Genomic DNA, 25,175 nt, shown 5'->3' with positions numbered 1-25,175 from the left:
CCGCCGCAGACTCCGCAGACCTCAGACACCGCAGACACTGCAGACAACGCAAAAGAAGCTGCCCATGTCTCTTCCCGCTCCGTCTTCCGACTTCGACAGCTTCGGTAGAGCCGATAGATCCGGCAGATCCGAAAGACCTGAGAGACCCGACAGACCCGAAGGCCTCAACGGATCTGATGGATCCGACAGGCCCGACAGGCCCGACAGTTTCGACACAGCGGAACCGCAGCGAGCCATGCAGGCCCGCACGGCCCCGCCGACCGGACGGCCCCCGTCGACCTCGTTCTCGCCCTCACCGTCGTCACCCTCGTCATCCCCGCCCCTGTTCCCGTACGCGCCCACGCCCGTGCCCCCGCGCTCGCGCCCGTCACCGTCACCGGCCCCCGAACCACGCCGCGTCCGCGAACTCCCGCCCGCGCACACCGCGCTGATCTGCGTCGCCCTGCCCGCCCTCGCGATCTCGACGGACGAGGGGCAGCTGACCGGTCGGGGGCTGGAGGGGTTCTACCGCGCGGGGCGCCGGACCCTGTCCCGTTGCCACGTGCGGGTGGCGGGGCGCGATCCGGTCGCTGTGCAGGCCCGCATGCTCTCCGCGGACCGCGCCCGGTTCGTCGCGACGCTCCGTCTGTCGACGGACGGCGGCCCCGATCCGGAGGTCGTCGTCGAGCGGATCCGGCACGCGGACGGCACGGAGCGGATCACCCTGCACAGCGCTTCGGGGCGCCCCCTGCGGCTGCCCCTGGAGGTCTCGCTGGGCACCGACCTCGCGGAGGTGGGCGCGGTCGCCTCGGGCCGGGCAGGACCCGAACTGCCCGCCAGCGTGCACGACTCCGGTATGCGGTGGTCCTCCGCTGCCGCGCACTGCGTCGTCACGGCCGACCCCGCACCCGCGGATGCCCTGGCCTCCGCGGGGCTGCTGCGCTGGGAGGTGGAGCTGCTGCCGGGCGCCTCCCGGAGCGTGGAGCTGAGGGTGCGGCCCGATGGCACGGGACCGGTCCGCGCGGCGGGGCACGGTGCGCTGCGCTCGGCCGCCGGGGCGCGGGCGGTCGGCGACGACCCGAGGGTCCAGCCGCTGCTCGCCCGGTCCGTCGAGGACCTGCAGGCGTTGCTGCTCCGCGACTCCGCGCACCCGGCCGACGTGTATCCGGCGGCGGGAGCGCCGTGGCGCTGCGGACTCGCACCGGCCGAGGCGCTGGCCGCCGCCCGCATGGCACTGCCGCTGGGCACGCGCATCGCCGCGGGGACGCTGCGCACGCTCGCCCGCACCCAGGTCGAGGGCCCCGGGCCCAGGTCGGGCCTGATCCCGGGGCCGCTGCGGGATGCGGGCCCACACCTGCCACCCGGCTGCACGGGCACCGAGGCGACCCTGCTCTTCCCTGTGCTCCTCGCGGAAGCCTGGCGCTGGGGCCTGCCAGGACAGGAGGTCGAGGAACTGCTGCCCGTGGCGGAGCGGTGTCTGCGGTGGCTGCGCACCTCGGTCGGCGACGGCATCTTCCTGTCCGACGTCCGTTCGGCAGGAATCGCGCGCAGCGAAGTCCAGGCGCACGCGCATCGAGCCGCACTGCTGGGCGCCGACCTGCTCGACGCGCACGGCCGCGCGGATCCCATGGGCCTGCGCCAGTGGGCGGCCCGGTTGCGGTCCGCCTTCCAGGAGCAGTTCTGGGTGGACGACCGGGCCGGTGGCAGGCCCGCCGCCGCCCGCCTGGCCGACGGCAGGCCCGTGCCGCACCTCACCTCGGGAGCGGCCCACCTCCTGGACACCGGCCTGCTCGGGTCGGGCACGCTCGCCCCCGGACTGCTCGACAAGATCAGGACCGAGCAGCTCGCCCGGCTGTTCGGCGGCCCCGTCATGGACTCCGGCTGGGGGCTGCGCAGCCTGGGGGCGAAGGAGGCCGCGTACAACCCGTTCGGGCACCGGGGCGGAGCGGTCCGCGTGCAGGAGACGGCTGTCGCCGTCACGGGCCTGGCGGCGGCGGGGTACGAGAAGGAGGCGAGCTCCCTCCTGCGCGGCCTGCTGTCCGCGGCCGAGTGCTTCGGCCACCGGCTGCCCGAGATGTACGCGGGGGAGCAGCGCACGGAAGGCGGAGCTCCGCTGCCGCACCCGGCGGCCTGCCGCCCGGCCGCCACCGCCGCGGCCGCCGGGGTGCACGTCCTCGCGGCGCTCGCCGGGATCCGGCCCGACGCGCCCGCGGGCACGGTGAAGCTCAATCCGATCCGCAGCGCCCCGCTGGGGGAGCTGGGGCTGAGTGCGCTGAGCGTCGCGGGAGCCCCGTTCTCCGTGCGCGTGAGCAGGCTCGGCCTCGCCATGGTCGAGGAGGCGGCCGACGGGCTGCAGTTGGGGGTGTGACCCTGCCGCACGCGCCGCGAGGGCGCACGGACGAACGGACCCGCGGACCTGGCGGCCCAGGTGGAGGAGCGACGGGAAGCAACCGGACAGCAATGGGTGAAGGAGGTGTTTATCGTCAAGCAGACGACTATGATCGCGGCATGTCGCCCTACGACCCGTCGGCCTTCCCGCCCTTCGCAGTCACCGTCGACCTGGTCGTGCTGACCGTGCGCCGCCACGCGCTCTGTGCGCTGGCCGTACGGCGCGGTGAACAGCCGTTCCAGGGACGTTGGGCGCTGCCCGGCGGGTTCGTACGTGCCGATGAGGACCTGTCGTCGGCGGCCGCGCGCGAACTGAGCGAGGAGACGGGCCTGTGCGCGCACGCGCCCGACGCCCCGGCCCAGGCCAACGGAGCGCACCTCGAACAGCTCGCCACGTACGGCGACCCCAAGCGCGATCCGCGCATGCGCGTGGTCAGCGTCGCCCATCTCGCGCTCGCTCCTGACCTGCCCGCGCCACGAGCGGGCGGCGACGCGAACAGCGCCCGCTGGGCCCCGGTGGAGGCCCTGCTCAAGCAGGGGGGCTACGGCCGCGAGGGCGAACAGGCCGCACCCCTCGCCTTCGACCACGCGCAGATCCTCGCCGACGGAGTGGAGCGCGCCCGCTCCAAGATCGAGTACTCCTCGCTGGCCACGGCCTTCTGCCCACCGGAGTTCACCGTCGGCGAGCTGCGGCGGGTGTACGAGGCCGTCTGGGGCGTCGTCCTCGACCCGCGCAACTTCCACCGCAAGGTCACGGGCACCCCGGGCTTCCTCGTGCCCACCGGCGGGACCACCACCCGACAGGGCGGACGCCCCGCCCAGCTCTTCCGCGCGGGCGGTGCGACGCTCCTCAACCCGCCGATGCTGCGCCCCGAAGTCTGACGGCCGCGCTCGGCGTCACCTGCTGATCCTCGGGGGTCGGGCCGCTCGGTGGACACCAGTGACCCATGCCCTGACCGAAAAGCCGCAAATGTCGCGTTATCTTGCTGCAGTACCCACGGGGTTCGTCCGTCCCCGATCCGGCGGACGGGCCCCGGCCGCCGAGCGGTCGCACATCCTGCGAGAGAAGCGATGATCCAGGCCATCGGACTGACCAGCAATCCCCGCCAGGAGCTCCCGCCCGCCGTGGAAGACGTGTCGTTCGAGGCACGCACCGGCCGTGTCACGGCGCTGCTCGATGCCGAGTCCATCGGCACGACCACGGCGCTGCGGTTGATGCTCGAACTCCAACAGGGCCGTGGCATCACGTACTTCAGAGGCCGCCCCCTGCACCGCATCGCCCATCCGTCGCGTGAGGTCGGCGTCCTCATGGGCGATGTCCCAGGGCACCCCGCGCGTTCGGTCCGCGGCCATTTGCGCATGCTGTGCGCGGCCGCGGGCGTGCCCGTCCTGCGCGCCGACGACGTCCTCGAGGTCGTCGGACTCGTCAGCCTCCGCGACCAGCGCCTCGGCACCCTCTCGCGCGGCATGGACCGTCGGCTGGGTCTGGCGTGCGCGCTGCTCGCCGACCCCCACACGCTCGTCCTGGACGGGCCGGGCGACGGCCTCTCGGTCAAGGAGAGCGCCTGGCTGCACGGCATTCTGCGCGCGCACGCCGCCCAGGGCGGCACGGTCCTGTTCGCGACAAACGACCCCAAGGAGGCCGCCCGGAGCGCTGATCACGTCGTCACGCTGGAGTCGGGACGTCTTGTCGCCGACCAGGAGGCCGCGGACTTCGCACGGACCAGACTCCGCCCCCGCGTCGCCGTCCGGAGCCCGCACGCCGCCCGTCTGGGCACGCTCCTCGCCAAGGAGGCGCGCGCGGGACAGCGCTCGATCGAGGTGGTCAAGGAGGACGGCAACCGGCTCTCCGTGTACGGCAGCACGTGCGCCGCGGTGGGGGACGCCGCGTACCGGCACGGCATCCTCGTCCACCAACTCGCCGACGAGATCGGCGATGCGGGGCCGTCGAGTCAGTCCGGGCAGCCAGGGCGGTCCGGGCAGCCTGGACGGCGAAGGCAGTCGGAGCAGCGGAGTCGTGCGAACGGGCCGGGTCGATCAGAGCCCGCGATCCCGCCGGACTCCACACCCGTCCCCGAGGCGCACACCGACTCCCGCCCGGCCGACGACTCCGCCGACGTCGCAGAGGCGGCCGCAGCTCCCGCAGACGCCCTCGACGGAGCCTCCGCCGAGGGCTCGGCGACAGACAAGGACGGCGACCCGCGAGGGGTCCCACAGTCCCCCCAAGAGACCCCACAGCCCCCGCAGGGGACCTCGCAGGCCGCACGAGAGACCTCGCAGCCCCCACGAGAGACCAAGCCCCCACGGGAGACCGAGACCCCACAGCCCCCACGGGAGACCGAGCCCCCACAAGGCCCGCTGGTCACCCTGCTTCCGCTCGAATGCGATGACACCATCCCGCTCGAAAGCGGCGTCCACCGCGCCGACGCACCCACGGCGACCCGGCCCACCCCTCAGAACACGGCCTCGGCTTCCGCCTCCGCGCTACCGCCTCCCATCACCGTCCGCCCCGGCAGAAGCCCGCTTCGGCCTCTGCGCTACGAGTTGCGTCGCCTGCTGGGCGTCGGCACGGGCTACTTCACCCTGGCCGCCGTCCTTGCCGTCTCCGCCCTGTTCTCCGTCTTCCTGGCGCGGACCGGGCACACACCGCAGCCGCACCTCCTCGCCGCCTGGCCTCACGAACTTCCCCTGCCGCCCGCCGCCCTCGGCGCCGGACTGCTGGGCGCTCTCGCCTTCGGTGACGAGTTCCGCCACCCCGCCCTCGCCACGGACCGGGGCACCGTCCCGCGCCGCCTCGGGATGCTCGGCGCCAAACTCCTCGTCGCCGCCGTCGCGGCGCTGCTGCTGAGCACTCTGGCGGTGGTCTCCGATGCCGCGCTGCTCCACCTTGTATACGGAGACGAGCTCACGAAAGTTCCCTCGGACTGGCTTTCCCTGAGCGCCAGTTGGTTCGCCCTGGTGGCGGGATGCGCCTGGGCCGGTGTGCTGGCCGCGGGCGTCTTCCGGTCCACGACCGCCGGGCTCGCCGCGGTGCTCGCCGTGCCGATCATCGTCGTACCCCTCGTACAGAAGGCCGTCGAGGGACCGTCTGTGCGATCGGCGGCCGGGCTTCCCGCGCGGCTTCGGGACCTCGCTCTGGTGCAGTGGCCGTTCGGCGCCGAGCGATATCTGGCGGCGGGAGTGCGCATGATTGCCCAACCCGTGGGCACCGCGCTGATGTTGTCGCTGACCGCTCTGCTCTGCGCATATCTGCTCACGGCGATGCGCACCAGAGTCCGTTGACGACCGTCCGTCGCCTTCGGGGGCGGGGCTGTGCACAACTCCCCGGAGGACGTCCATTTCTTTCCGATAAGGCGTCAATTGCGGCGAGGTAAGCGATCACCCTTTCGTGTGCTTTTCACCAAAGACCTCAAGGGAGTTGGAGGCAGCGCCGACAACTGATCCGTGAATACCCTTGCGCACACCATGATGACCGCCGCCCGCTCCGCCGACTCCGGCCTCGCCGGCTCGGGCGACCTCGACCGATACCCGTACGGGGACTCTCCGGGCAGCGACCGCGTCGTCTCCCCCGTGTGGGACGGCCCCGACCAGGACCTGGGGCGCGTGGGCCGGCGCGCCGCCGGAAGCCGTGGCCGCGGGCTGCACGGTCAACTCGTCCAGCAGCTCGGTCAGATGATCGTCTCCGGTGACCTCGGCGCCGACCGGCCGCTCGTTCCCGAGGAGATCGGCCAGCGCTTCGAGGTCTCCCGCACCGTCGTGCGCGAGTCCCTGCGCGTGCTCGAGGCCAAGGGTCTGGTCAGCGCCCGGCCCAACGTCGGCACGCGCGTGCGTCCGGTCAGCGACTGGAACCTGCTCGACCCCGACATCATCGAGTGGCGGGCCTTCGGACCGCAGCGTGACGACCAGCGACGCGAGCTCGGCGAGCTGCGCTGGATGATCGAGCCCCTCGCCGCGCGCCTCGCCGCCGGGCACGGCCGCGAGGAGGTGCAGCAGCGCCTCGCCGACATGGTCGAGATCATGGGGCACGCGCTGGGCCAGGGCGACATGATCACCTTCTCCCGCGCGGACGCCGAGTTCCACTCGCTGCTGATCCAGGTCGCGGGCAACCGCATGCTGGAGCACCTCTCCGGCATCGTCTCCGCCGCGCTGCAGGTCTCCGGCGGGCCGATCACCGGCTGTGACCGTCCCAGCGAGGCCTCTCTCGTGCACCACTCCCGCGTCGTCGACGCCCTCGCGGCGGGCGACGGGTCCGGCGCGGAGGCCGCCATGCGGCAGCTGCTCACGGTCCACCCGGAGGTGGAGCGCGTCGTGCCCGCCCCGCGCGAGCACTGACCGCGCGTCCCCGCCGGCGCCGCGGTCGTGCGCGTGCCCCGCGGCAGCGCTGAGTCGTCGCGTACGTCACTCCGTATCTGTCGGCGACTCCGCCGCCGCTCCCCTGTGTCGCCGGACCTGCCGAGCTCCTCGAGAGCGGGGCGGTGTCCGGCGACACGAATGTGGGGGGTTTCTTCGTGGGGCATCGGGGGATCATTCGTGCATGCGTATAGGCCGCTTCTGACCGCATCTGGATGCTTTTGAGCGCTTACGGGGTGTGACTCGGGCCACGTAGATTGGGCGTAACGCTCCAAGGAACAGCGCGATGACCTAAGAGGTGATAGCCGAGGAGGGAATACAGCGGTCGTTCGCGACGCTGTGCAGCTCCCCGGCCCCGCCCGCGCCGTCGGCCCAATCCCCAGCCGCCGGTCGTCGGCTCCGGTCCACAATGGACGGGGCCGGAAGCCGTTTTCCAACGTTCCGAGAGGTTGTTCGTGTCGGCCAGCACATCCCGTACGCTCCCGCCGGAGATCGCCGAATCCGTCTCTGTCATGGCGCTCATCGAGCGGGGAAAGGCTGATGGGCAGATCGCCGGCGATGACGTGCGTCGGGCCTTCGAAGCTGACCAGATCCCGGCCACTCAGTGGAAGAACGTTCTGCGCAGCCTCAACCAGATCCTCGAGGAAGAGGGTGTGACGCTGATGGTCAGTGCCGCGGAGCCGAAGCGCCCCCGCAAGAGCGTCGCAGCGAAGAGCCCGGCCAAGCGCACCGCGACCAGGACGGTCGCGGCCAAGGCCACCACGGCGAAGCCCACCGCCACCGCCGCCACTGAGGCGCCGATCGCGGACGGCACCGCCGAGGACACGCCCGCGAAGAAGGTCGCAGCCAAGAAGACGACGGCCAAGAAGGCCGTCGCCAAGAAGACGACCGCCAAGAAGACGGCGGCCAAGAAGACCACGTCCAAGAAGGATGCCGACGAGCTCCTGGACGAAGAGGCCACCGAGGAGACGCCCGCCGCCGGCAAGTCCGAGGGCGAGCCGGCCGAGGAAGGTGCCCAGGGCTTCGTCCTCTCCGACGAGGACGAGGACGACGCGCCTGCCCAGCAGGTCGCCGCGGCCGGCGCCACCGCCGACCCGGTCAAGGACTACCTGAAGCAGATCGGCAAGGTCCCGCTGCTCAACGCCGAGCAGGAGGTCGAGCTCGCCAAGCGCATCGAGGCCGGCCTGTTCGCCGAGGACAAGCTGGCCAACGCCGACAAGCTCGCCCCGAAGCTCAAGCGCGAGCTGGAGATCATCGCCGAGGACGGGCGCCGCGCCAAGAACCACCTCCTGGAGGCCAACCTCCGTCTGGTGGTCTCCCTGGCCAAGCGCTACACCGGCCGTGGCATGCTCTTCCTGGACCTCATCCAGGAGGGCAACCTCGGTCTGATCCGCGCGGTCGAAAAGTTCGACTACACCAAGGGCTACAAGTTCTCCACGTACGCCACCTGGTGGATCCGTCAGGCGATCACCCGCGCCATGGCCGACCAGGCCCGCACCATCCGTATCCCGGTGCACATGGTCGAGGTCATCAACAAGCTGGCCCGTGTCCAGCGCCAGATGCTCCAGGACCTGGGCCGCGAGCCCACCCCGGAGGAGCTGGCCAAGGAACTCGACATGACCCCGGAGAAGGTCATCGAGGTCCAGAAGTACGGCCGTGAGCCGATCTCCCTCCACACCCCCCTGGGTGAGGACGGCGACAGCGAGTTCGGTGACCTCATCGAGGACTCCGAAGCGGTCGTGCCCGCCGACGCGGTCAGCTTCACGCTCCTCCAGGAGCAGCTGCACTCCGTCCTGGACACCCTGTCCGAGCGTGAGGCGGGCGTGGTCTCCATGCGCTTCGGCCTCACGGACGGCCAGCCCAAGACCCTCGACGAGATCGGCAAGGTCTACGGCGTGACGCGTGAGCGCATCCGTCAGATCGAGTCGAAGACGATGTCGAAGCTGCGTCACCCGTCGCGCTCGCAGGTCCTGCGCGACTACCTCGACTAGGTCGACACCACATAGACGCCCGTGACCTGCGAAGACGTAGGTTACGGGCGTTTTGTGTTTAAAGCTCAGCGCTCCTAGTACAGATAGTGAGCATGAGTGAACTCGAACACTTGCTTGATTCTTGGATCTTGAGTCTCCGCGCCGAACGCAAGAGCGACCAGACGATCAAGACGTACGGCGACGGGGTGCGTGCCTTCTTCCGGTATTGCGCCCGCGAGGACATCGTGCCCACGCTCGACAGGCCGAGCGTCAACGGCTTCACGGCTGCCCTGCTGGACGGCGGGGCCGAGGCGTCGACCGCCCGCAGCCGTCAGCTCGCGGTGCGCCGCTTCTCCGCGTGGCTGGCCGAAGAGGGTGAGATCGACTCCGACCAGCTGGCCGCCCTGAAGCCGCCGAAGCTCGACACCAAGGTCGTGCCCGAGCTGGACGCCGACCAGCTCCGCGCGCTGATCAAGTCGTGCAAGGGCAACGACTTCCGCGACCGCCGGGACGAAGCGATCATCCGTTTCATGGCCGAGACCGGAGCCCGTGCCGGTGAGGTCGTCGCCATGATGATCGACGACATCGACCTGAAGCGCGGCACGGCCGTCGTGCGGCGCGGCAAGGGCGGCCGTGGCCGCACGGTGCCTGTCGGCCCGCAGACGGCCCGCGCCGTTGACCGGTACCTGAGGGTGCGCCGTACGCACCGTCTCGCGGCCCTGCCCGGTCTGTGGGTCGGAGAGCGCAACCGTGGCTTCAGCTACGGCGCCTTGCACAAGAGCTTGGCCCACCGTGCCGAGCTGGCCAAGATCGAGGACTTCCATCCGCACATCCTGAGGCACACGGCGGCGGGCCGTTGGCTCGCGGCAGGCGGCAGTGAAGGCGGCCTGATGGCCGTCGCAGGATGGTCCCGCCGGGACATGATCGACCGGTACACCCGCGCGACCTCGGAGCGGCGGGCTGCCGAAGAGGCCCGCAAGCTAGGACTGGGCGACCTGTGAGCGGAAACGTGATCTGGACGGCCTGGTGTCCCCGGTGCAGCGCTGAGGGGCGGTCCGAATCGGGCCGCCTCGGCGTCCTGGAGCGCACGGGCAAGGGCTCGTTGCGCTGGGTGACAGAGGACCGCCGCCGGGGGCGGCGCCGCGTCGGCGGTCGCAAGATCGTGTACGGCGTGTACCTGAAGCGCCGGGCGAGCAGCGGCACAGGGGGGCCGGACAGGCTGCCAGCTGTCTGCGAGCGGCACGGACGCGGCTGGGTCTATTCGAACGACGTGCTCGAACGCTGTGCTATCGTCCGATTCACTACTTCCGCCACGTCTTAGTACGGAATCCGTAAGGGCATACGGGCAGTTCGGAGCTGCCCCGTGTCCATAGATCCACTGACCGAACGAACAGGTCTCACCCCCGAGGAGCGCCGCCTTCGCGGTTCCATCGCGGCCAACACCATGTGGTCCAAGATCGAGGACCGCACGGCCCACACGGCCGCCGCGCGGCGGGCCTTCATGGACCGCTTCGAAGTCGAGGTTGACCCCGACGGCACCCTGAGCCCGCAGGAACGCGCCACACGGGCCGAGAGCGCCCGCCGTGCCCACTTCCAGCGCCTGGCCCTGGCATCGGCCAAAGCCCGCCGCGCCCGCCGCGAGAACGGCGGTGTCCGCGATGGGGCCTGAGAACGACGCGGCCCCCGAGTCGATGACCGGTCGACCAGGGGGCCATTCGAGCGACCGGGGCACGGCGCCGATGCTTGCCACGGTACGCCGCACCACCGACAGCCGTCAGGGCTGCGATTTCTGCAACCAGGTGCGCGCCCAATGGCGCTACCCCTGCCGCACCTTCACCCGCACGGTGAACGGCCGCGACGACGTGCGCCTTGTACTGGCGGGCGCCTGGCACGCGTGCGAGCCCTGTCACCGGCTGATCGGGCGCGGCCAGTGGGGGCGCCTGCGCAGCCGCACCCTGAAGCGCTATCAGGAGCTTTTCGGCACCGACACCGCCACGGTCACGGCGGCCATGAGCGAGCAACTCAATGTGTCGTGGCTCGGATTCCGCGAGAATCGCACCGGTCCCGCCGTACGGCTCGGGGGTGGCACCCATGAGTAAGGCAATTGCGCCGCTCGATGCTGCGCTCTCCTATGCCGCTTTTGGCTGGCGGGTCATGGGCGCGCTTCCGGGTTACAAGCGGCCCACCCTGCGCGGCTGGCCGGAATTCGCGACCACGGACCGCGACACCATCATTTCGTGGGGATGGCCCGACGACGCCAACGTGTGCATCGTCACCGGGCAAGCCTCGAATCTCTGGGTCCTCGATGTCGACGACAAGGACGGCGCGAACGGCAGTGCCACTCTGGCCGCCCTTGAGCGCCAATACGGCGAGCTTCCGGCCACGCGCGCGGTGGCCACCGGATCGGGCGGCATTCACTACTACTGGACGTGGGAGGGCGTGAGTTTCCCGCTGGGGAATTCGGCCGGGAAGCTCGGTCCCGGACTCGATACGCGCGGCAACGGCGGGCAAGTCGTCGCGCCTCCGAGCGTTTCGGAGAGCGGGCCGTACACCGTGGTGCAGTACGAGGCGGTGGCGGCGGCTCCCACGTGGTTGCTCGGCTTGTTGGCCGCACAGCGTGACGCAACCCAGGGGGAGCCCGGCGCCTTCGCGCAGCCAGGCATGACGGGCTCCCCGGCCAAGCGGTTCCGGGGATTGGTCAAGGCCGTTCTGAGGGCGGAGCAGGGCAACAGGAATCACTGCCTTCTGTGGGCCGCGTGCAGCAGCGCGGAAATGGTCGGCGCCGGGGAAATCACTGCCGAGCAGGCCGCCGAGGCACTGACGCAGGCAGCCGCGAACGTCGGTCTCGGCTACGCCGAGGCCACCGCGACTATCCGGTCGGGCTTTCGCATGAAGGGGGTGAGGTAATGACCGAGGACACCGAGGCCGCCACGGCGGACCGTATCGCCGCTTCGGTCGGCGTCAGCGCCGAGGACCACCGCGGGCAACTCCGTATGGCCGAACGGCTCGCGCAAAGGGAGACCGGGAATCTCCTGCACGTGCACGAAATCGGGTGGCACATCTGGACGGGCAAGTATTGGGCTCTCGACAGGGACGGCGGCGCAATGCGTGCTGTACGGGCCACGCTCAAGGCCGCGCTGTACGAGGCCGCCGACATGCCTTTCGGGGGCGATGAGAGCAAGAAGCTGTACGCCGACGTGCGCACTTGTGAGAGCGCGGCGGGGATGAAGGGCGTGCTTGGCATCGCGTCGTGCCTTGACGGCCTCTCGGTTGCCCCCGACCGCCTCAACGCCGACCCGTACTTGTTCAACACGCTGTCGGGCACCATCGACCTGCACAACGGGGCGGTGCGCGCGCACGCACCGAACGACCTCATCACGAAGATCGCGGGGTGCGGCTTCGGGAGCGCGCCGACGTTCCATCGCTTCCTCGGGGAGATCCTGCCGGACGCAGAGGTACGGGCGTTCGTACAGCGGTTGCTCGGCTACGCGATGCTCGGCACGGTCCGCGAGCACGTCATGGCGATCTGGACCGGTACCGGGAAAAACGGGAAGTCGACGTTGATCGAGACGGTGAACAAGGCGTTCGGGGGCTACGGGATCACGGCTGAACCCGAACTCCTGCTGCACCGCGAAGGCGCCCATCCGACGGGGCAGGCCGACCTGATGGGCGTGCGACTGGCCGTCATCTCCGAGACCGGCGAGGGGCAGAAGATGAACGCGGGCACGGTGAAGAGGCTGTGCGGCGGCGACTCGATCCGGGCGCGGCGCATGCGCAAGGACTTCATCGAGTTCGCGCCGTCGCACACGCTGATCATGCTGACCAACTTCGCCCCCAGGGTGCCCGGTGACGACCCCGCCCTGTGGCGGCGCCTGCTCATGGTCCCGTTCGACGTCGTCATCGCCGAGCCCGACCCGAGCCTTCCCGAACAGCTCGCGCTCGAACTGGACGGCGTTCTCACGTGGTTGTACGAGGGCTACCGCGCGTACGACCACATGGGGCTGGCGCCGCCGGAAGCGGTGACGAGGCGGACGGCGGAGTACCAGGCGTCCTCTGACGTCCTGGCGCGCTTCCTGGACGAGCGGACGCAGCCGAACCTGCACAGCGCCGTGGGCGCCCGCGATCTCTACGCCGCGTGGACCACGTGGTGTCAGTCGAGCGGCGAAGAGGGCGGCTCGGAGGTCGTTTTCGCGGCGGCCATGGCACGCCACGGCTACGCGAAGCGCAAGAGCGGCAGCATGATCTATCCCGGTCTACTGCTGCTCGGCCAGTAGGCGCAAGGCTCTGACCTGCACAAGGGAGGCTTGGGAGGGTTTCCGGCAAACCGCTATAGGCGTATGCGCGTAGGACGAACACGGAAACCCTCCCAACCCTCCCAGACATTGAAAGCCGTACGAGTTGCTGGCGGCCAATTGCCGCCGACTGGACGGCCGGGAACGGGGCTTCCTCGCCTCCCTGGTCGTCGTCTCCGCCCCGTCCGGCTCCGCCCCGGCACGGGGCGCCGACGGCGCCGCCAACGGCCCGCACGGGGCCACCTGTCCAACATCGCTCGGAGGTACCGACCATGACCGACTGGACGCCCGACCGGACCGGGATGCGCCGCGCCCTGGAGTCGCTTGCCGACCCCGCCGACCGCCGCCGCTTCCTGCGCGACTTCGATCACTTCCGCATGGTCCGCGAACACCACGAGCTGGCCGCCGAACGGGGCGTCAGGGTGGCGCCGCTGTACCGGCGCCCGACCTCCGAGCAGATCGCCCACGAGGCCGACCGCCGCCGCAGCAACGCAGATCCGACGTGGCGCGTATGGGACGCGGCGGCCACCGCCGCAGCACGCGCCGAAGCGCCGGACCCATCTGACTGAGTGTCAGCGTCAGCGGGTACGCTTGAACCATCGAGAGGGGCGGACGCTTTGCCCGCCTGGCCGCGCGCCACGTTGGACCGCCCCCTTTCGCCGAGCTGGTTCTCACCTCGGATGAAAGGCCGCAATGGCGGCCTTTCCTCCGTCTGTTTCAAATGAAACGGGCGCAATCCCGAGGTGAATTGTGGACATTCTCGAACAGCTCGAACTGCTCGACACACTGAATGCACGGCACGCGCGGATATCCGCAGAACTCAAAGCGCTCTCGGACGGTGCCGACATGACGCCGGGCCAGAAAGTCCGGAGCGGCAACCTGATCATCGCGCTCGCCAAGCTGGACGAGCAGATCGCCAAGGTCCGTGCGTTCGACGGAAGCGCCGACGACGTGGGCATCGAATCCGGCGACGGCGCGCGCCCCGCCTCGCGCGGCAACGCGGGGGGCCATTCCCTCAGGGGCGCCGAGGTTCTCCGCAAAGACGAGTCATTCGTGCAGTGGAGCCGCGACAACGGCCACGGTGGCCGTGAACACGAAGGCCTGAACTTCGACAAGTACGTAAAGGGTCTCGTTACTGGCGAATGGAAGGATGCCGACGCCGAACGCAAGGCACTGTCGGAGGGCACTCTTTCGGCTGGCGGATATCTCGTGCCGACTCCCCTCGCCGGAAACGTCATCGATCTCGCCAGGAATCAGTCCCGTGTATTTCAGGCGGGCGCGCAGCTCGTCCCGATGACCGCGCAGACGCTGAAAATCGCTCGCTTGACGGGTGAGGGAACTCCGGCATGGCGCGCCGAGAATGCCGCCATTACCCCGGGGGATCTCACCTTCGACAGCGTTACGTTCACCGCGCGCTCAATGGCGCGTCTGGTCGTCATCTCGCGGGAATTGTTCGAGGATTCCAACCCTGCCGCATCGGGCGTCATCGCGAATGCCTTTGCGGCACAGATCGCCCTGGAACTCGACCGGGCCGCACTCCGGGGCAGCGGAACGGCGCCCGAGCCGCGCGGCATTCTGAATCAGAGCGGGGTTACCCTCACGTCCCATGGCACGAACGGTTCGACCATCGGTTCCCCGCCGAGCGCGGGCGTCATGGGATGGGAATTCCTCGTCCAGGCTGCGGGCGCAGTCGAGAACAATAACTTTACGCCCAATGCGCAAGTCATGGCGCCACGCACGAATCAGTCCCTTTCGCTGCTGAGGGACACCACAAATCAATACATCGCACCCCCGGGGTACCTCAATAACACCCCCCGGCTTGTCACAAAGCAGGTGCCCACAAATCTGACGGTGGGCAGTTCCTCGGATGCCTCCGAAGTATATACGGGGCAGTGGAATATGCTGGGGATAGGAATTCGCACCTCATTCGAGCTCGAATTCCTTCGGGAGCGCTATGCCGATAACCTTCAGGTTGGCATTCTCGCCCACCTGCGCGCCGACGTTCAGGTATTTCAGCCGGGCGCATTCGCCGTCGATCTGGGGGTGAGGTCGTAATGGCTGCGGCCGAGACGGTGAAGGAGGACACCCTCGTCGTACGCGAGGATCTCGGACCCGAGAGCTTCACGCTGGTCGTCGCTGGCGACGCGGTGCCCGCCCACCTGCTCGCCCTACCGCGCGTGCCCCGCGCCTCGGTGCCGCAGGCCTCGAAGCGCAAGGCGTTGAGAGTCGAATGATCAGCGGAGGTTTCGAGGTGTTGCGCGACGTGGCCCGGCACAACTAGCAGGCGCGAGCCGACGAGTTCGAGCGGCTCACCGCCGCGCTCACCGCGCGCCGCGAAGGTCTGCCTGTTGAGCTGTGGCGCTGCCTGCCGGACGGCGACGCCGACGGCGGTGACGACGCCGACTAGGGCCCCGGCGCCGCGCTCCACGGCGCCGGACCGCCGCGCCCCGTGGGTCGGGCATGCCTGCGGGGCGCGGCACTTCGCGCAAGTGAATGATCCGCGTGAGTGCGAAGCGTCGCGTCGCGATCCGACGCCGACCAGGCGGGCGGATCATGTCGCCGTCGGGGGCGCATCGATCAAGCGGTGACCTGCATCAACGCGGCGACGTTTGCGCAAACGTGGGGGGTGGGGGTCGGCCGTGATCAACGATCATGGGAGACCCAGTGCACCTGTGTCCCTGTTTTCCCTCTACTGGATCGCGGTGCAAATACTGCAAACCCGCAGGTCAGGGCGTGATCGACGCTCTTGAGGGGTGCTGCGGCCCATGGTCACCTCCACCGTCGCCGTGGAGGTCGCGCAGGCGGGGCGGGGTGCGAATGATCCAGTTTGCGGTGCAAAGGCGTGAGAGTGGGGCCGGATGTGTAGTGATCAGTCGAACTCCCGAAGCGCCGCGACCAGCTGGCGCCCCTGTACCGGGGACCGCCGCATGAGGATGGCCGCCGCGGTGTGCAACTCGTTCCACGAGTGCGGACGCCCGACGGCCGCAGCGTCCGGGACGATGGCCGTGGCCACGGCCAACGCCTGGGTGGTCTCCCCGGCTCCCGCGAGCGCGTGCGCAAGGCAGGCTCGGAACCACGTCTTGTCGCGTCGGTACGCGTCCGGCATCGAGGTGAGCCCGACCGTGAGCTGGTCCACGGCCGACCGCCAGTCCCGCAGGTGCAGCGTCGCCATCCCGCGTTGCAGCGTGAACCAGTTCGACGAGTAGAAGTACATCCACGGCGGCTCGTCTTCGGGGTGTTCGGCCGCCCTCCCCATGATCTCCTGTGCTTCGTCAAGGAGACGGTGGGCATCGTCGGCCGCGCCGTTGAGTGCGTGTCCCCGTGCCATCATCTGCGTCGCCATGCCCTGCACTCCAAGGGAGGCGCCGGGGGCCGACCAGCGGGACGCTTCCGCGAGGCGTACGCACCGGGTGGCGCGTCCCTTGGACCAAGCCAGGTGCCCCTTCATGTTCAGCGTGGTGGCGCTCATGTTCGCGTCACCGGCCTCCAAGGCCCATTCGTGGGAGCGGTCGTACCAGGCGAGCGCGGCGGCGGTCTGGTCCTGGTCCTGGCACATCCACGCGATGAACTGGCTGTGCTCGGCCGCGAGTCGTACGACGCGGTCGGCGAGGGGGCCGCGCGCGCTGCTGTACATGTTGACGACCGTGCGGAGCTGTCGGCGCATTACGTCGACGAGGGGGCGCGAGCCGATCACGTCCTCGGCGCGGCGGTGCTCAGCGAGCACTCGGTCAAGCCAGTCCAGGGTCGCGGTGTCTACGCGGCTGTCGGAGTCGACCACGCTCGTGACGCGAGCCAACAGATCATCGTCCGGCCCCGGCCCAAGGAGGGTGAGACTGGCCACGGGATCAGTGCTGCGATGCCCTGCGGCGATGTGCTGTTCGGGTGCTCCGAGTCCCGCGACGATCCGCCCCTGCACCTCACTTGAGGTCACCTGCCGCCGTCCGCGCTCGATGTCGGAGACGTCGGACTGAGCGAGGCCGACGTGTTCCCCGAGCTTCGTCTGACTCAGGCCGGTGAGCTTCCGGTACGTGCGGAAGACCGCCCCCCAGTCCTGGTCGGCGAGCGCTGCGAGCAACTGCGGGTGGGACCACAGATCGAGGCCGTCCTGCTCCATGTCTCGAATATAGGGCGGCCCTATAGGGCCGTGGGATGGGAGCGGCATCTATCCGCCGTAAGGGTCTTCACAGAAGGACCCGGGCGACCGCGCGAACGGCCCCCGGGCATGGCCGACTACGAAGGAGCCGACGCCATGGACCCTAGCCACACGGCAGACCCTGAGGGAACGGCGCCCGAGGGCACGGAGGAGCTCGCCGTCGGCGACTTGGTCATCGACGAGGCGAGGCAGCGTCTCGCGATCTTGATGGACCGCGTCGGCGGTCGATATCAACTCAGGAGCCCGGGCGGTGGCCGGGAATGGGATTGCGCCGTCGAGTTCGTCAGGCCTCCGCGTTCGGGGGAGGTCGTGTCCGCGCCGACTCCGGGACGGACGCCATGAAGACGGACGCCAAGGCCGCGCCGGACGTGGCGAAGCTGAACGGCTATCAGGTCAACGGCTGGTCGTGCGCCTTGTGCGGCAGCAGGCTGTACGCGGACCGCTCGCTCGGCACCTTCGTCTTCGTGCGCGCCGGACACCGGTACTCCGTGGAGCTGTGGGCCTGCGACCCGCCGTGCCGCTCGTGATCAAGACCTGCCGCGAGTGCGGCGAGGACACGGACGAGCCGATCCCGGTCGCCCTGGAACACGTGGCGAGCACGGCGGGCAGGCTCGTCTACCTCTGCCCGGTGTGCACGGCGGACCTCGGCATCCTGCCCTTGTCGCAGCACCCCGAGGGCACGGGCGGGCATCTGGTCTACCTGGACAGCCCCGCCCCCTAGACGGACGGCGGTGGGTCGACCCCCGCGTCCTCGCCGCCGTCCGCAAGAGCGCCCCTCCTCTATACAGAGGAGGGGCGCGGCGGTGTGCGGGCTCAGTGGTCCAGGAGCCAGTAATCGACGTCATCCAAGTCGAAGGACCAGGCGCCGCATCCGGGTCGGTCGGCGGGGGCGACGGTCCGGCCGCGCTGGTCGATGACGCGGTAGAGGCGGCCGTACGGGTAGTCGTTGACGTGGCGGAAGACGTCAGGCTTCTCGTCTAGGGCCAGGCCCCGCTCTCCGAGATCGCGGACGAGCCGGGCGCGCTGGAGGAGCCGGTAGGCGTGCAGGGCCTCGGTCTCCTTGGCGCTCTCCGCGAGCGCGCGCAAGTCCGCCTCAGGGATCAAGGGGAGGCCGCGCACCATCTCGCGGGCCCAGGCGTCGGCATCGGGGTCGAAGGGGTCAGGGCTCTTGCCCCGCCCTGGGGGGTCGTTAGAGTGCGCCATGGGTCTGACTCCTTGCTAGCGAAGGTGTCTGATCAAGGCCTCGTTCGGTGTGTCCGCACCGGGCGGGGCCGTCCTGTTGTGGGCACCGTCCTCCGGTATATGCCGGGCGTCAAGGGGCCGGGCGACGTCTTGGCGAGCAGGCTCTCAGTCGAGGATATTTCGCGCTCCACGCTCGCCGCCGACCAGCGTTTACGCAGGTCAAGCACAGCGCTTAGACGTTCATACTGCGCGACTACCTCGACTAGGCACGGGCACTCCCCGGAGCGCTCCACGGAAGGCCCGAAGTCCGCGACAAGCGGCTTCGGGCCTTCCGTATGCGCGGGTGCGGGGTGAGGAATACTGCATGACTCTGGGATACGAACTGTCAACCCAGAGTGAGGAGATCGCATGCGTCGTCCCTTCGCCCGAGCGTGGACGGGGGCACTGGCTCTGGCGGCCACCACCGCTGTCCTGCCACTGGCCTCTCCGGCCCCTGCGGCGGCTGACAGCGTGGTCATCGGGGGTGGTCCGGTGGATGTGTCCGAGAGTCCGTGGGCGGTCGCTCTCTCCAGCCGTGACCGGTTCGGAGGCGCACGCGCCGGACAGTTCTGCGGCGGCGTGGTCACCGGCCGCTCGACGGTCCTGACCGCGGCCCACTGCATGACCAAGGACGTGCTGGGGGTGCCGCTGAGTGAGGTGACGGACCTGAAGGTCATCGTCGGCCGCGGAGATCTGCGGTCGTCGGAGGGCGAGGAGGTTTCCGTACGCCACGTCCGGATCAACCCGGAGTACGACCCGCACACGAACTCCGGCGACGTGGCGGCCCTGACCCTGGCCGAGCCGCTCCCCGAAGGGCGCACGATCCGGATGGCGGAGCCTGGTGACCCGGCGTACGAGCCGGGTACGGGCGCTGCCGTGTACGGCTGGGGGGACACCACGGGGGCGGGTGATTACGCCCGTACGCTGCGTTCGGCGCGCGTCGAGGTGCTGGCCGACTCCGTGTGCGAGGAGGCCTACCCGGGCAGTGCCGACGGGCGGTACATGGCCCGGACGATGCTCTGCGCCGGTGAGATGCGTGGCGGGCGGGACGCCTGTCAGGGGGACAGTGGCGGCCCGCTGGTCGCGCGCGGGCGGCTGATCGGGCTCGTGTCCTGGGGGAGCGGCTGCGGCCGTCCGGGGAGTCCTGGCGTCTATACGAGGGTCTCGGACGTCACCAGGGTGCTGGGCGCCCACGGCTGAGCCGATCGTCCGCCCGGTGGCGGGTCGGCGGGCGACTCAGGGCGGCCGGGAAGGGCCCTGGGCGCCTCTGTAACGAGAGCGGGCGGCCGTCCCTGCTGTTGGCAGGGGCGGCCGCCCGTTCGCCGGCCTGGTGCGCCGGAGCTGGCTCGTCGTTTGTGCGAGGTGTCAGCGTTCCTCTTCGGTAGCGCTTTCCGGAACGGCGGTCAGGCGCTCCGTCTCGTCCTGTATCTCAGCGGCGATCTTCTTGAGTTCCGGCTCGAACTTGCGACCGTGGTGGGCGCAGAAGAGCAGTTCACCGCCGCTCAACAGGACGACGCGCAGGTATGCCTGGGCGCCGCAGCGGTCGCAGCGATCAGCGGCCGTCAGGGGGCTCGCGGGGGTCAGAACAGTAGTCACGTCGCCTCTTCTCTAGCTCGACGAGCTGTCGTACCAGGGTCAACATCCAACCAGGCCGAAAACGTTCCCGCTCGTGGCTTTTCCTCGAACTTTTCTTTCGAGGTGGCTGTCCGTTGCCGGTTGGCGGCGAATGTGCCGTATTGCGTCTCTTACGTGTCTTACGGTTTCGCGCTGTCTGTCAGGTCAAGTCGTCCCCGGCTGGCTTGCCGGTTGTTGATGAGGACGTGCCCGGAGCCTAAATGGTTCATGCCTCGAAGGGAACGTGACGTGCGCTTCACTCAATCGAGGGATCGAACATGTATGCGAGTCTGGACTAGTCTGAGTTGAGACGAGGGTGGCGTTACAACGGCTCTACCAGGCCTCGGTACCCTCTGACCGGTAACCGAAGCCGCGTCCTTACCCCAAAGGACTCCCCTTGAAATTCAGCGAGGAGCGAACCGCGTGACCGCCGAGACGTCCGTGCCGTCCACAGCGTTGCTGACAGGAGCAGACCGGGACGGTTCCAACTACACCGCGCGGCACCTGCTCGTCCTGGAGGGGCTCGAGGCCGTCCGTAAGCGTCCGGGCATGTACATCGGGTCGACGGACAGCCGTGGCCTGATGCACTGCCTCTGGGAGATCATCGACAACTCCGTCGACGAGGCCCTGGGCGGGTACTGCGACAACATCGAGGTCATCCTCCACGACGACGCCTCAGTAGAGGTCCGCGACAACGGCCGAGGCATCCCTGTCGACGTCGAGCCCAAGACCGGCCTCTCCGGGGTCGAGGTCGTCATGACCAAGCTGCACGCGGGCGGCAAGTTCGGCGGCGGCTCGTACGCCGCTTCCGGCGGCCTGCACGGCGTGGGCGCCTCCGTGGTGAACGCGCTCTCCGCGCGCCTCGACGTCGAGGTGGACCGCGCCGGGCACACCCACGCGATCAGCTTCCGCCGCGGTGTCCCCGGCGCCTTCGCCAAGCCGGGCCCCGATGCGTCCTTCGACTCCTCGGCCACGCTGAGCAAGGTCAAGAAGATCCCCAAGGCCCGCAGCGGCACGCGCGTGCGCTATTGGGCGGATCGCCAGATCTTCCTCAAGGACGCCAAGCTCTCGCTGGAGAACCTGCACCAGCGTGCCCGCCAGACCGCCTTCCTGGTTCCCGGGCTGACCATCGTCGTGCGGGACGAGCTCGGCCTCGGCGAGGGCGGCTCGAAGGGCGAGGAATCCTTCCGCTTCGACGGCGGAATCAGCGAGTTCTGCGAGTACCTGGCGCAGGACAAGGCGGTCTGCGACGTCCTCCGGTTCTCCGGCCAGGGGACCTTCAAGGAGACCGTTCCCGTCCTGGACGAGCACGGCCAGATGACGCCCACCGAGGTCACCCGCGAGCTCGCCGTGGACGTCGCGATGCGCTGGGGCACCGGGTACGACACGGCGATCAAGTCCTTCGTCAACATCATCGCCACCCCCAAGGGCGGCACCCACGTCACCGGCTTCGAGCGCTCCCTCACCAAGACGATGAACGAGGCGATGCGCACCCAGAAGGTGCTCCGCGTCGCCGAGGACGACATCGTCAAGGACGACGCCCTTGAAGGCCTCACGGCGGTCGTCACGGTCCGCCTCGCGGAGCCGCAGTTCGAAGGCCAGACGAAGGAGGTGCTCGGCACCTCCGCGGCCAACCGCATCGTCGCGACCGTCATCGCCAAGGAACTCAAGGCGTTCCTGACGTCGACCAAGAGGGACGCGAAGGCGCAGGCCCGCGCGGTCATGGACAAGGCCGTCGCCGCCGCCCGCACGCGCATCGCGGCCCGCCAGCACAAGGACGCCCAGCGGCGGAAGACGGCCCTGGAGTCCTCGTCGCTGCCTGCGAAGCTCGCCGACTGCCGCAGCGACGACGTGGAGCGCAGCGAGCTCTTCATCGTCGAGGGGGACTCCGCGCTCGGCACCGCCAAGCTCGCCCGGAACTCCGAGTTCCAGGCGCTCCTGCCCATCCGCGGCAAGATTCTCAACGTTCAGAAGGCGTCCGTGACGGACATGCTGAAGAACGCGGAGTGCGGCGCGATCATCCAGGTCATAGGAGCCGGGTCGGGCCGGACCTTCGACATCGACGCGGCGCGTTACGGGAAGATCATCCTGCTCGTGGACGCCGATGTCGACGGCGCGCACATCCGGATCCTGCTGCTGACGCTCTTCCAGCGGTACATGCGGCCGATGGTCGAGGCGGGGCGCGTGTTCGCGGCGGTCCCGCCGCTGCACCGCATCGAGCTCAGCCAGCCGAAGAAGGGCCAGGACAAGTACATCTACACGTACTCGGACCGCGAGCTGCGCGAGACGCTGCTCGAACTGCAGCGCAAGAACGTCCGCTACAAGGACTCCATCCAGCGCTACAAGGGCCTGGGCGAGATGGACGCCGACCAGCTGGCCGAGACGACGATGGACCCGCGCTTCCGGACCCTGCGCCGCATCAACATCTCCGACCTGGACTCCGCCGAGCAGGTCTTCGATCTGCTGATGGGCAACGACGTCGCGCCGCGCAAGGAATTCATCACCAGCTCCGCGGCGACGCTGGACCGCTCGCGGATCGACGCGTAACTCCGTCGCGTACGTCACGGGGGCTCGTCGGACACGACAGGAGCCGTGCTCTCCACCCGCGGGTGGAGAGCACGGCTCCACCCGTGTTCAACCCCTGCTCCGATGCCGTGACCAGGCGGTTTCCGTAGCGTCGAAGGCGTCGATCCTCCGCGGATCGGCCTCGTCCCCGCTCGCCGTACGGAGGCTGACATGTCCGGGCTCACCAACGCACTGGTGATCTGCGCCGTTGTGGTGCTGGTGGTCGTCCGCCAGTTCAAGGCGCAGGAGATCGGCACGGACAGGCGCTGGTGGCTGATACCAGCAGTGCTGATCTTCATGGCCGTGCGCGATCCCGACCTGCTCGACCCCCAGCACCGCGCGGCGTCCGTGGCGCTGCTGGCCGCTGAGCTTGTCGTCGGCCTGGCCATGGGGGCCGGCTGGGCGCGGACCTCCCATGTGTGGACGGAGTCGGACGGCACCGCGTGGAGCAAGGGCACCAAGGCCACCGCCGTGGTCTGGGCGGTCGGGATCGGGCTGCGGGCGGGCCTCTTCGGAATCGGCGCGCTGCTGGACGTGCGGCAGGGCAGCCCAGGCCTGATGCTGGCCCTCGCGGCCACGCTGCTGGTCCGCAGCGGTCTCCTCGTGCTGCGCGCAGGAACAGGACGGTCGGCGTACGGTATGGCCCACGCGGCGCCCGAGCCGACGCGGAAGGAACCCGTGTGAGTGGCGACTGGTGGACGAGGTGGCCCTCCCGGGAGGCGCTCACCTGGGCAGGGATGAGCATCGCCCGGCTGTGGTTCGTCAGAGTCCTGCGCGTGGTGATCATCAGTAGCCTGCTGTGGAATGCGTTCCACGCGGACCGCGGCTGGCGGCTGGTCGCCGGAGTGGTCATGGTCCTGGCCGCCACTGCGGCGGGATGGGCGTTCTTCCGCGTCTCGTTCGCCCACCGCCTCTGGCCCTCCCTGGCGCTGATGGCGCTGCTCCTGGTTGCCGCGCTCGCCGCCGAGTCCGGTGACTGGCGGGTGCTCGCCATGGTGCTGTGGTGCGGCTCGGCGATCTCAGCTCTGGAGCGACTGCCACTCGCCGCGGCAGCACCCGTCGTCATCGTGGCGATGACCGGATACGCCGTGTACATCAGCGACAGCCCGCTCATCACCGCGCTCACCGTCATCGGCCTCGTGCTGGCCGGGTACACCCTGCGGCTGGATGCCGAGGCCCGGGGCAGCGCCCTCCGGCTGCTGGCGCAGGAGCGCGCCGCGCGGGCCGCGGAGACGGAGTCGGCCGCCCTCGCCGAGCGGGCCCGCATCGCCCGCGAGATCCACGACGTGCTCGCTCACAGCCTCTCCGCACAGCTCGTCCACCTGGAGGCCGCCCGGCTGCTGATCGAGCGGGACGCGTCCAAGGAGCAGGTTCTGGACCGGGTGGTGGCGGCACGGTCCATGGCGAGGGAGGGGCTCGCCGAGACGAGACAGGCGCTGTCCGCGCTGCGTGGGGAGATGACGCCGGTCGAGGACTTCCTGCGTGAGCTCGTCACGGCCGACCGCGCGTCGGTCACCGTGGCGGGGGACCGGCGCCCCCTGCCCGCCGAGGCGTCCCAGGCGGTGCGCAGAGTGGCGCAGGAGGCCCTGACGAACGTCCGCAAGCATGCGCCGGGCGCGAAGGTCCAGGTGTGCCTGCAGTACGGGGAAGGCGAAGTGCGGCTCGACGTCAGGGATTCGGGAGGGGAAACGCCGGGTGAGCTCGCCACTTCTGGCGCCGGGTACGGTCTGCTGGGGATGCGCGAGCGGGCCGAGTTGCTGGGCGGGTCCCTGGAGGCGGGACCGGGTGAGGAGGGCTTCGTGGTGACGCTGAGGGTGCCGGGATGACGGGGGACGAGGGCGCCGCGAGGGCCGCGGAGGTCAGTCCGGCTGTTCCTGCGGAGGGCGGTGGCAGGCCACCCGCGCGGGTGATCGTGGTCGACGACCAGACCGTGGTGCGCGAGGGGATCGTGATGCTGCTGGGGCTGCTGCCCGGCATTGAGGTGGTGGGTGCCGGTGCGGACGGCCTGGAAGCCGTCCGCCTCGTCGCCGAACTCGCTCCGGACGTCGTCCTGATGGACCTGCGCATGCCCCGCTGCGACGGCGCGGAGGCGACGCGGCGCATCCGCACCGAGTATCCGGGGACGCAGGTCGTCGTGCTCACGACCTACGCCGACGACGATTCGCTGTTCCCTGCGCTTAAGGCGGGGGCGCGCGGCTATCTGACCAAGGACGCGGGCGGGGACGAGATCGTGCGGGCCGTCGAGGACGTGCTCTCGGGTGATGCGGGGCTCTCCCCGCGGATCCAGCGCAGGCTCCTCGAGCGGTTGTCGGAGCCGGAGTCGGCCTCGGCCTCGGCGGCGGAGCCCCCGGACGGGCTCACCGCGCGGGAGACCGAAGTGCTCGTCCTGATCGCGGAGGGGATGTCGAACCACGAGATCGCGAGGTCCTTGCACGTCTCCACCGCGACGGTGAAGACCCACATCAACAACCTCTTCGCGAAGGCAGGCCTCAAGGACCGTGCGCAGGCCGTGCGTTACGCGTACAGACATGGACTCATCAAGCTGGACAGAGGCTCCGGTACCTGACGAGGCTTCACCTGATGGGGTGAAGAGCATTGAGAGGAGAGTCAGGGATCTTCCCGTTCTGTCCATCCTTGGGCACG

23 protein-coding genes are annotated in these 25,175 nt (G+C 69.7%); 20 read left to right on the top strand and 3 right to left on the bottom strand.

Annotated features, from left to right (window positions below):
• Positions 1-235: 235 nt before the first annotated feature.
• From ABZV77_RS03970 to ABZV77_RS03910, 13 genes are all read left to right on the top strand, one after another.
• The gene (locus ABZV77_RS03970) at positions 236-2,347 is read left to right on the top strand and encodes a glycogen debranching N-terminal domain-containing protein (RefSeq protein WP_356249942.1); all 2,112 of its coding nucleotides are present in this window, start codon (positions 236-238) and stop codon (positions 2,345-2,347) included.
• A 140-nt stretch (positions 2,348-2,487) separates the two neighbouring features.
• Complete coding sequence (locus ABZV77_RS03965) at positions 2,488-3,249, top strand: NUDIX domain-containing protein (protein WP_356249940.1); 762 nt, start codon at positions 2,488-2,490, stop codon at positions 3,247-3,249.
• 189 nt (positions 3,250-3,438) lie between these two features.
• Positions 3,439-5,649, top strand: a complete 2,211-nt coding sequence (locus ABZV77_RS03960) for an ATP-binding cassette domain-containing protein (protein ID WP_356249938.1) — start codon at positions 3,439-3,441, stop codon at positions 5,647-5,649.
• A 162-nt stretch (positions 5,650-5,811) separates the two neighbouring features.
• Positions 5,812-6,699 carry a FadR/GntR family transcriptional regulator gene (locus ABZV77_RS03955; protein ID WP_356249936.1) on the top strand — a complete coding sequence of 296 codons (888 nt, stop codon included), beginning with the start codon at positions 5,812-5,814 and terminating at the stop codon, positions 6,697-6,699.
• Positions 6,700-7,166: 467 nt separating this feature from the next.
• Positions 7,167-8,708, top strand: coding sequence for an RNA polymerase sigma factor (locus ABZV77_RS03950; RefSeq protein WP_356249934.1), 1,542 nt, complete (start codon positions 7,167-7,169; stop codon positions 8,706-8,708).
• 92 nt (positions 8,709-8,800) lie between these two features.
• A complete protein-coding gene (locus ABZV77_RS03945; protein WP_356249932.1) occupies positions 8,801-9,688 on the top strand; it encodes a tyrosine-type recombinase/integrase in 888 nt (295 codons plus the stop codon).
• 362 nt (positions 9,689-10,050) lie between these two features.
• Positions 10,051-10,356 (top strand): hypothetical protein, encoded by a 306-nt coding sequence (locus ABZV77_RS03940; protein ID WP_356249930.1) that lies wholly within the window; start codon positions 10,051-10,053, stop codon positions 10,354-10,356.
• A 70-nt stretch (positions 10,357-10,426) separates the two neighbouring features.
• A complete protein-coding gene (locus ABZV77_RS03935; RefSeq protein WP_356249928.1) occupies positions 10,427-10,786 on the top strand; it encodes a hypothetical protein in 360 nt (119 codons plus the stop codon).
• A complete protein-coding gene (locus ABZV77_RS03930) occupies positions 10,779-11,594 on the top strand; it encodes a bifunctional DNA primase/polymerase (protein ID WP_356249926.1) in 816 nt (271 codons plus the stop codon). Before ABZV77_RS03935 ends, ABZV77_RS03930 begins: the two co-directional genes overlap by 8 nt.
• Entirely contained in the window at positions 11,594-12,961 is a 1,368-nt protein-coding gene (locus tag ABZV77_RS03925; RefSeq protein WP_356249924.1) for a phage/plasmid primase, P4 family, read from the top strand. Before ABZV77_RS03930 ends, ABZV77_RS03925 begins: the two co-directional genes overlap by 1 nt.
• 290 nt (positions 12,962-13,251) lie before the next feature.
• Entirely contained in the window at positions 13,252-13,548 is a 297-nt protein-coding gene (locus ABZV77_RS03920) for a hypothetical protein (protein ID WP_356249923.1), read from the top strand.
• 181 nt (positions 13,549-13,729) lie between these two features.
• A complete protein-coding gene (locus ABZV77_RS03915) occupies positions 13,730-15,034 on the top strand; it encodes a phage major capsid protein (RefSeq protein ID WP_356249921.1) in 1,305 nt (434 codons plus the stop codon).
• Complete coding sequence (locus tag ABZV77_RS03910) at positions 15,034-15,213, top strand: hypothetical protein (RefSeq protein WP_356249919.1); 180 nt, start codon at positions 15,034-15,036, stop codon at positions 15,211-15,213. The genes ABZV77_RS03915 and ABZV77_RS03910 overlap by 1 nt, the downstream gene beginning before the upstream one ends.
• A 635-nt stretch (positions 15,214-15,848) precedes the next feature.
• On the opposite strand, the gene ABZV77_RS03905 is transcribed toward ABZV77_RS03910, so the two are convergent.
• Complete coding sequence (locus ABZV77_RS03905) at positions 15,849-17,093, bottom strand: helix-turn-helix transcriptional regulator (RefSeq protein WP_356249917.1); 1,245 nt, start codon at positions 17,091-17,093, stop codon at positions 15,849-15,851.
• A gap of 377 nt (positions 17,094-17,470) precedes the next feature.
• Here ABZV77_RS03905 and ABZV77_RS03900 point away from each other — a divergent pair, with 377 nt between their 5' ends.
• Both ABZV77_RS03900 and ABZV77_RS03895 read left to right on the top strand, forming a co-directional pair.
• The gene (locus tag ABZV77_RS03900) at positions 17,471-17,659 is read left to right on the top strand and encodes a hypothetical protein (protein WP_356249915.1); all 189 of its coding nucleotides are present in this window, start codon (positions 17,471-17,473) and stop codon (positions 17,657-17,659) included.
• On the top strand, positions 17,656-17,853 hold the full coding sequence (locus ABZV77_RS03895) for a hypothetical protein (protein ID WP_356249913.1): 198 nt from the start codon (positions 17,656-17,658) through the stop codon (positions 17,851-17,853). The genes ABZV77_RS03900 and ABZV77_RS03895 overlap by 4 nt, the downstream gene beginning before the upstream one ends.
• Positions 17,854-17,945: 92 nt before the next feature.
• Here the strand turns inward: ABZV77_RS03895 and ABZV77_RS03890 are convergent, their stop codons facing one another.
• Positions 17,946-18,335, bottom strand: coding sequence for a hypothetical protein (locus ABZV77_RS03890; RefSeq protein ID WP_356249911.1), 390 nt, complete (start codon positions 18,333-18,335; stop codon positions 17,946-17,948).
• 387 nt (positions 18,336-18,722) lie between these two features.
• On the opposite strand from ABZV77_RS03890, the gene ABZV77_RS03885 reads away from it, so the two are divergent.
• On the top strand, positions 18,723-19,553 hold the full coding sequence (locus tag ABZV77_RS03885) for a serine protease (protein WP_356249909.1): 831 nt from the start codon (positions 18,723-18,725) through the stop codon (positions 19,551-19,553).
• A gap of 165 nt (positions 19,554-19,718) precedes the next feature.
• On the opposite strand, the gene ABZV77_RS03880 is transcribed toward ABZV77_RS03885, so the two are convergent.
• Positions 19,719-19,949, bottom strand: a complete 231-nt coding sequence (locus tag ABZV77_RS03880) for a hypothetical protein (RefSeq protein WP_055544920.1) — start codon at positions 19,947-19,949, stop codon at positions 19,719-19,721.
• Positions 19,950-20,390: 441 nt separating this feature from the next.
• Between ABZV77_RS03880 and ABZV77_RS03875 the strand changes: the two genes are divergently transcribed.
• The 4 genes from ABZV77_RS03875 to ABZV77_RS03860 all read left to right on the top strand — a co-directional run bounded on the left by ABZV77_RS03875 (position 20,391) and on the right by ABZV77_RS03860 (position 25,098).
• Positions 20,391-22,514 carry a DNA topoisomerase IV subunit B gene (locus ABZV77_RS03875; RefSeq protein WP_356249908.1) on the top strand — a complete coding sequence of 708 codons (2,124 nt, stop codon included), beginning with the start codon at positions 20,391-20,393 and terminating at the stop codon, positions 22,512-22,514.
• A 189-nt stretch (positions 22,515-22,703) separates the two neighbouring features.
• The gene (locus ABZV77_RS03870; RefSeq protein WP_356249907.1) at positions 22,704-23,216 is read left to right on the top strand and encodes a DUF1453 domain-containing protein; all 513 of its coding nucleotides are present in this window, start codon (positions 22,704-22,706) and stop codon (positions 23,214-23,216) included.
• On the top strand, positions 23,213-24,358 hold the full coding sequence (locus tag ABZV77_RS03865) for a sensor histidine kinase (protein WP_356249906.1): 1,146 nt from the start codon (positions 23,213-23,215) through the stop codon (positions 24,356-24,358). The genes ABZV77_RS03870 and ABZV77_RS03865 overlap by 4 nt, the downstream gene beginning before the upstream one ends.
• Positions 24,355-25,098 carry a response regulator transcription factor gene (locus ABZV77_RS03860; RefSeq protein ID WP_356249905.1) on the top strand — a complete coding sequence of 248 codons (744 nt, stop codon included), beginning with the start codon at positions 24,355-24,357 and terminating at the stop codon, positions 25,096-25,098. The genes ABZV77_RS03865 and ABZV77_RS03860 overlap by 4 nt, the downstream gene beginning before the upstream one ends.
• The last annotated feature ends 77 nt before the right edge of the window (positions 25,099-25,175 follow it).

It is taken from the genome of Streptomyces sp. NPDC004732, from assembly GCF_040609235.1.
Taxonomy (GTDB): Bacteria; Actinomycetota; Actinomycetes; order Streptomycetales; family Streptomycetaceae; genus Streptomyces.
The sequence above is the reverse complement of the archived record's forward strand: the minus strand, read 5'-3'. Positions and strand labels throughout refer to the sequence as shown.